This window comes from Bradyrhizobium sp. LeoB3 (genome assembly GCF_055456055.1).
Genome location: NZ_JBVBEF010000189.1, coordinates 1 through 6,312, shown reverse-complemented (window position 1 = coordinate 6,312; position 6,312 = coordinate 1). Strand labels below are relative to the sequence as shown.

General features: G+C 57.1%; 6 protein-coding genes and 2 pseudogenes. 2 read left to right on the top strand and 6 right to left on the bottom strand.

Annotation, left to right across the window (positions count from 1 at the left end):
* Nucleotides 1-969, bottom strand: a pseudogene (ligD, locus tag ACZXDY_RS44130) (non-homologous end-joining DNA ligase); the annotation flags it as partial.
* Between the two features lie 1,345 nt (nt 970-2,314).
* On the opposite strand from ligD, the gene ACZXDY_RS44125 reads away from it, so the two are divergent.
* Nucleotides 2,315-2,497: a hypothetical protein gene (locus ACZXDY_RS44125; RefSeq protein ID WP_464349795.1), complete on the top strand. Its 183-nt coding sequence runs from the start codon at nt 2,315-2,317 to the stop codon at nt 2,495-2,497.
* Between the two features lie 57 nt (nt 2,498-2,554).
* On the opposite strand, the gene ACZXDY_RS44120 is transcribed toward ACZXDY_RS44125, so the two are convergent.
* From ACZXDY_RS44120 to ACZXDY_RS44110, 3 genes are all read right to left on the bottom strand, one after another.
* Nucleotides 2,555-2,782 carry a hypothetical protein gene (locus ACZXDY_RS44120; protein ID WP_464349794.1) on the bottom strand — a complete coding sequence of 76 codons (228 nt, stop codon included), beginning with the start codon at nt 2,780-2,782 and terminating at the stop codon, nt 2,555-2,557.
* Nucleotides 2,783-2,881: 99 nt separating this feature from the next.
* On the bottom strand, nt 2,882-3,172 hold the full coding sequence (locus tag ACZXDY_RS44115) for a hypothetical protein (RefSeq protein ID WP_464349793.1): 291 nt from the start codon (nt 3,170-3,172) through the stop codon (nt 2,882-2,884).
* Nucleotides 3,173-3,602: 430 nt separating this feature from the next.
* Nucleotides 3,603-3,842, bottom strand: a complete 240-nt coding sequence (locus tag ACZXDY_RS44110; protein ID WP_464349792.1) for a hypothetical protein — start codon at nt 3,840-3,842, stop codon at nt 3,603-3,605.
* Nucleotides 3,843-3,973: 131 nt separating this feature from the next.
* On the opposite strand from ACZXDY_RS44110, the gene ACZXDY_RS44105 reads away from it, so the two are divergent.
* Nucleotides 3,974-4,108, top strand: a complete 135-nt coding sequence (locus tag ACZXDY_RS44105; RefSeq protein ID WP_464349791.1) for a hypothetical protein — start codon at nt 3,974-3,976, stop codon at nt 4,106-4,108.
* Nucleotides 4,109-4,157: 49 nt separating this feature from the next.
* On the opposite strand, the pseudogene ACZXDY_RS44100 reads toward ACZXDY_RS44105, so the two are convergent.
* Nucleotides 4,158-4,449: pseudogene (locus ACZXDY_RS44100) on the bottom strand (SOS response-associated peptidase family protein); the annotation flags it as partial.
* Between the two features lie 1,476 nt (nt 4,450-5,925).
* On the bottom strand, nt 5,926-6,312 hold a 387-nt coding region (locus ACZXDY_RS44095), incomplete at its 5' end, for a hypothetical protein (RefSeq protein WP_464349790.1).

The following is a 6,312-nucleotide window of genomic DNA, read 5'->3' as shown; positions in this document are numbered from 1 at the left end:
CCCTGAGGATGGGCGGCACGATCAACTGGGGATTTTTCAAACGGCACTTCTGGGGAGAATTACTCAGGCATCTACAGAAGGGATGCCGGACTTTGCCCTCCGCCGATTTGGCCCGGTACTCGATCTCGGCCAAGAGCTTCGGCTCAACCCAGATGCCTTTGTGCGCGATGCGCTTGGTGTAGGGCTGCGTCTTGCGGATCAGCGGCGTCAGGCGCTTCTGCAAGTCGGCGGAGGACGCCTTGTCGAAGCCGTGGTCGACCTTGCCGGCATAGATCAGTTCTTTGCCCTTGCGACGGCCGAGATAGATGCCGTCCCATTTTCCCTCATCCAGGGCGAAGCCGGCGACTGTCAGCGTCTCACGCTGGCGGCAAGTCACCTTCACCCACTCGGCGCCATGGCCTGACACGTAGCGGCTATTGCGCACTTTCGAAACGACGCCCTCAAGTCCGACTTTGCAGGCGTGCTGGTACATCTCGCGTCCTTCGAGTCCAAAGTTTTCGCTGAATTGAATTGGCGTCCCGCCTATGAGCTTTTTAGATGTGCCTTGCGTTCGAGCAGCGGCAGATTCTGCAGATCGAAGCCATTGAGATAGAGCAGATCAAAGGCCACCATCACGATCTTGGTAGACTTGCCTTTCAGCTCGTTCTGCAGGACTGAAAAATCGGTGGTGCCGTCGGGCGAGGGGACGACAACCTCGCCGTCAATGACCGCAGAGCCCGCATTGATCACGTAGGCGTCGGCGGCAATCTTCTTGAAGCGCTTAGTCCAATCGTCTCCGCGCCGTGTGAATACCTTGATGTCGTCATTGGCAATGTGAAGCTGGACGCGATAGCCGTCGAACTTGATCTCGTGAATCCAGCGCGGCCCGAAAGGCACCCGATCAACCTGTGTCGCCAACGCGGGCTCGACGAAGCCGGGGTAGTGGACCTTGGTGCCGATCGCGGGCGGCTTCTTACGCTGAAACGCCACTTCACAAGAGCTCCGACCAATGAACTACTCAAAGTTACACAAATCAGTTGGTTCCCAAGTTGCAACCTCTCGACGGCGGTCCTACCTTATTTCTGCTCAAGGCTGCAGAGTCCGCCATGGACCGACGCCGAACGATACCGAAAACCGCTGACAACTGTCGGCAGGAAGCCGAGAAGTCGATTAGTCGACTCGACAGATGGTTGGAGCTTGCCGACGAGTGGCTGAGATTAGCATCATCGTTGGACAAGAAACCGTCCTGAACTGAGCTGCCCCGACGCCTCAGCCGGCAGCCTCTCACATGAGACGGTGGCGAGCACGGAGCTCGGGCTACGAGAATGAGGAGTTGGTCGAGACGATCTTTAACACTTTCCCGCAGCGTCGGCTTAAATCACGCCGACGCTCTAATTTCTTGGCTTGGTTCGTTTTTTCGTGCCGCTGATGGTACGGCCGCGTTTGGCATTGCTGCGATCATTTCTAGCTTGCTGACGAAGTAAAGCCGCTTCAGCTAGCGGCGTCTTAAGCGAACACTTCGGCACCTTGCGGGTGATCTTCACGTAGATGCCGCTCTCATGCGTCCAGAGCCAGCCGCGCTCGATCGCCAGCTTTAAAGAAGCGACCGCTTCAATTTCCTTAGGGCGTTGTCGTTAGATGTCTGTTGGCCTACGGCGGCGCCTGATCGACAAATAGACGCCGTAGCCAACGGCAAGGATCGGAAGACCTGCACCAGCGATCGGCTCCGGGGCTCCGCTGACGTGTTCGTTCTGACCGGGCGCATTCTCGCAATTTCCCCTGTCATTGCAGGCATGTGCGGGCGGGGAGACGGTCGTCAGAGCGAGGGCCGAAATCGCGGCGGCTATACCAAACCCCTTCATTGGCTTCTCTTTTTATTTCTGACTTACATTTAATGTGAAGTTAAATGATAAGTTAAAAAGATTAAATATACAACCCAGTTAATTGCAGAACTTTCCCGGCAACATCAGATTGCGTGCCTTTCTAAATAAGAAGGGTAGCCGGTATGCGCGCTTCAACACGCAGTGCTCAAGAGCTTTGCGAGCAATTGGCGTCAGATACGAACGTGCTCGCAGGAAAGATGTCGGAGTTGCGTTCGCTTCGAAGATTCGTTGCCGACGTTGAAATCATCGCTGCTTCACATAGCAGCATACCGAGCGCGCCGCTAAGGGGCCCAAGCGCACGCGCGGTTGAGCTTAGGCTTCGTTCCTCCGTTTGTTGCCGCTTTTTCCCAGGCACTTATCATTAGTGAGCGATCGGACGTGGCCGGCGCCTCGTAAGTTTCGAGAGCGACGAATTTCTGACCGTTGGCGGCATTTATTGAGAGAGCAATCGAATGGAAGACATGCAAGAGCATCTGGAAAAGCTCCGAAGTTGCACTGCAGAGTGTGTTCTGATCCGCGACCTTGCGACAGATGTGGACAAACGGAAGTTTTTCGCAGAACTGGCCGGTCACCTGAGCCTGGCCGCGTCGGAATTAGAGCGCGCCATCGCGGTCAGAAAGACGAACGAGCTGTGAGCCGGCTATCCTGGCGCGTTGGCTACCATATGCGTTGTCGGCCTACGGCTTTAGCGCTCACCCGAGCATTATCACCCGTTCGAATGCCGCGTCGACCCCATCTATGAACGCCAGTGCGCGGGGCAGTGATGTCGCCTCGTAGGTGATGGCGCCGCCCGGGCCGCTCCACATGATCTCGACGCGCCAGTGATCGTCGACGCGGGCGACCGATCCGGCCAGCGTGTTCGGGGCGCGCTTGATGTTCACCTTGTTGTCGTCAACTCGGTCGGTTCGGAACGTTGTCATGGTTCTGCCCTTCTTTGTCTCGGGCCTCCGCCTAGATGACGGCCGCACTTAAACCCGCCCCCATCTTTGGCGTTCCCAAATCCGTCCGGCCAACAACCGTCAATGCACCTCGACGGCTTCGCTGCTGCCGGAAGTATCCGGCGCTTGCCGTATCGAACTATTCAATAGATCTCGCAATGCAATCAAATTGTCCAACGTTGTGACAATGCGAGCACGCACGATGCTTTCGTGCTCAATCTTATTGGAATCGATTAGCGGACCTACCTTTGGCCGAACGTTTGTTAATGTAAGCGTCATGAGCGGCCCGGGCCCTGACGCCAGATTGATTTTTCCTATGCAAAGCGTTTCTGGAATATCGCCTGGGTCTACTGTGAGCGGCTTCTTGACCATGGATGGGCTCCCAAAAATTTTCCGAATCCTGGCGCCTTATTGAAGAAAGTCTTGACACCGGCTTGCGGAATTTTTGCGTACAATGACTAGGTCGAAGTACGCTTGAGCGACTGCTTCGTTCCTCTACGCCTGCGTCAGGACTGTAGGCCCCGCCGGCCGCCTCCCGCGCAAACTGAGGCCCCATAATCCGATCAACAAGCAGCCAGCCTAATGGTTGATCAAAAACGCGACCTGTCATTTGCCTTCTTGACCATGTAGCTGGTCCGCCACATCCGTGATTTTTCAGGCAAACAGCTCGGCGCCTTCGGGCGTGATCTTCACGCAAGTGCCGCTCTCGTGCATCCAGGGCCGGCCGAGCGCGGCCGGCTCGGCGGAGCGACGCGGCGCTGGCAAACGGCCAACGCCGCGTGTTCTCGCAGAGGGATGACTATCAAACGTCCGTCGGCTTACGGCGGCGCCTTACCAGCCAGTACACACCGTAGCCAATGGCAAGGATCGGAAGGCCTGCGCCGGCGATTGGCCCCGGGGCTCCGTTGGTGTGCCCGTGTCCGTGCCAGTGCCAGTCGCCGTCTCTGTCTCCTCTATGACCGCCGGAGGCTTGCGCGGGCGGGATGACCGTCATCAGAGCGAGGGCCAAGATCACGGCCGCAAGGCTAAAGCCGACTTTCATTTGACGTCTCCTTTCTTTCTGACCGACATTAAATAGAAATTAAATAATAACAGTTATATTGCTAAATACAATTAATTAATTGCCGAATTTTCCCGTCCATTACGGAGCCGGCCTGCTCTGGCGAGGTTTCCATGGCCGCACGCACGTTCACCACCATGGCGCGTTGTGCAACTGCAACTTGGCAGCCCGGTTTTGACGACCGGGCTGCTTTTTTGGAGAGCTGGCAGAGGGAATTGGGACGCTTAGTGCTGTCGCTTGCTGCGTGACTTCCGGGCAGCCTTTTCTGTATTACCTAGGGGGCCGTCCTCGATGTATTCATGCTGCGAGCTTGTCTTCCTTATCGGGGCCGCGCAAGACGATCTGCAAGGTATCGTCAGGCAGGGGTCGTTGCAGCGCTTTGGCTTCATCCCACGGCGCGCGTAGCCAGACGTCCCGCTCCTCGTCAGTCGTCAGGATCACCGGCATCAGCCTTGGGATGGATTGGCGCGACGACTGCGTTCGGCTCGGTGGTAAGGAAGCCATAGACGAGGTGCGGGCCGGGGACTGGCTTCGATTTGGTGCCGCGATCGCCCTTGAACTCTGTCCAGATCTCGGCGAACGCGGCAAGGGCATAAGCGTGTGTCGGTTAGCGGTCGATCGTCATCGAGGGCGAGCGCATGGAGGGCTACGGTGGGCCCGGCTCAGCCGTGCACGGCGATCGGCCAATGCATGAATGGCGGTCTGGGCTGGCTCGAGGTCGAGTGCAACCCGCTGCAAGGCCAGGCGAGCGGGCCGCTGGATGCCATCCGTCGGCCGCGTGACACGCCGCTGTGGAAGCTAGGCCCCGAAGACGATTGCAAAACTCAAGAACGATGCCGAAGAAGAGCTGTCACATGCCCATGGCCAAAGTTGCGGGAGAGCATTCTTAGGGATTCGCGAGGGCTGATTTGGTCGATTCCGATTTGTTCTTTAAGAACGGAACGGACTCATAGAGTGAACATTCTAGGCCTGCTCTGCAGCCTTCACGAATGCTAGCGTTGCACTTTGGGTAAACCTACCGGCCTCGTACTCTTCCACGACCAACGAAGCCTTTCTCACGTCCACCTCAAGGTAGTACCCAATCTTATAGTCCCATACGTGTCCGGGCGGCGCATCGTGGGGTCGGGCTGTAGTTAAGGCCTGAAGTCTTTCACGGTCGCTTTGCTTGTCTTGTGGCTTGCCCGAGGCTTTCTTCATTTCTAGGGCAATGAGATTGTCGACCGGTTGCTCTCCACGACTATGTAAGAGGAGATCGCAGACAATGTTTATGGGCTGGCCAGTCTGAGCATTGTAAATTGTCTCCTGCGGTAGCCGTTCCGATCGTATTCGACATCGACATAGTATTGCGCAAGCCCGTGTGTGTCCTTTGCAACCTCGACGTATCGCGCCAATCGGTTACAGATGGCTTGCTCATGCACGTTCCTGCGAACAAGAGCGTACTCACGATCGAGAAGATCGAGGACTGCCTGTTCAACTATCTCGCGGAGAACGTCAATCATTGTTGGACCTCTTAGGAAAAAGCCCCATTTGAGGGGCTTTGGGGAACAAGGCGCCGAACCTCTTTAGGGTAGCTCGTCGATGCAGCCAATAGGAGTCGATGCCGCGATGGTCGAATTGAAGCCAGCCGGCACGCCGCTCCAACAGCCAAAGCTGCGCCAGCCAACATGCTCGTGACTATTCTTCTCATCGTGCCACGTCAGGAGCCTTCAGCCGTCCAGCTATCCGCGCTCTGGATCGCGTGGCGCGATACCGTGGATTTGGACCGTGGCTTTTCAGCCCGTCTCCACAGACCGCAACAAAATCAACCTTGTGTAGAGGAGGGGATGTCCGCCGACATGGCCTAGCCGACGCCAGCGATCGGAATGTTCACGTATGAGGATCGCTGGCGAGCGGTGGATGCGCGTACATATCGAGCCCCGTGCAAAGCTCGCTGGGGAAATGCGAGCATGCGCTTTTTCCAGGCTTCGCAGGAATCCTGCAATGTCGGCCTCGTTCGCTTCGCGTCGCTTTCGCGTGCGCGCAACAATCAGGTCGCTTTCAGGTCAAAGCGGACATCAAATGGCAGTCAGGACCGGCTGGATCGGTCGCGAATGACCCTTCGCGTCATTTCGCTGCTGCGCAGCAATTCGGTCGCTTTCGGAGCAAGGCAAAGAACTGCGCTCAGATACCACCGCACGTGACGTCTTCCTGGCGTTGGTCGCCTGTTGGCCTCCAAGCAAGTCCCGACGCACTCGCCTTGCAGGACCGCGCGCCGCTTGCCGTTCAATGGCTGGCGCCAACGAGAAGCGTCTCGAATATCGGAATGGCCGAACCGGCAGTCGCGGATTAAGTGGAACGGCGTGGCGCATTGCGCGACCTTCGCGCGCGAACGCAGCGCACGAGGGCTCTCCATGCGCTCAGGTTCCATATGGACAAAATTAATCGGGATGTCTCGAAAAAGAGGCTTGATTTT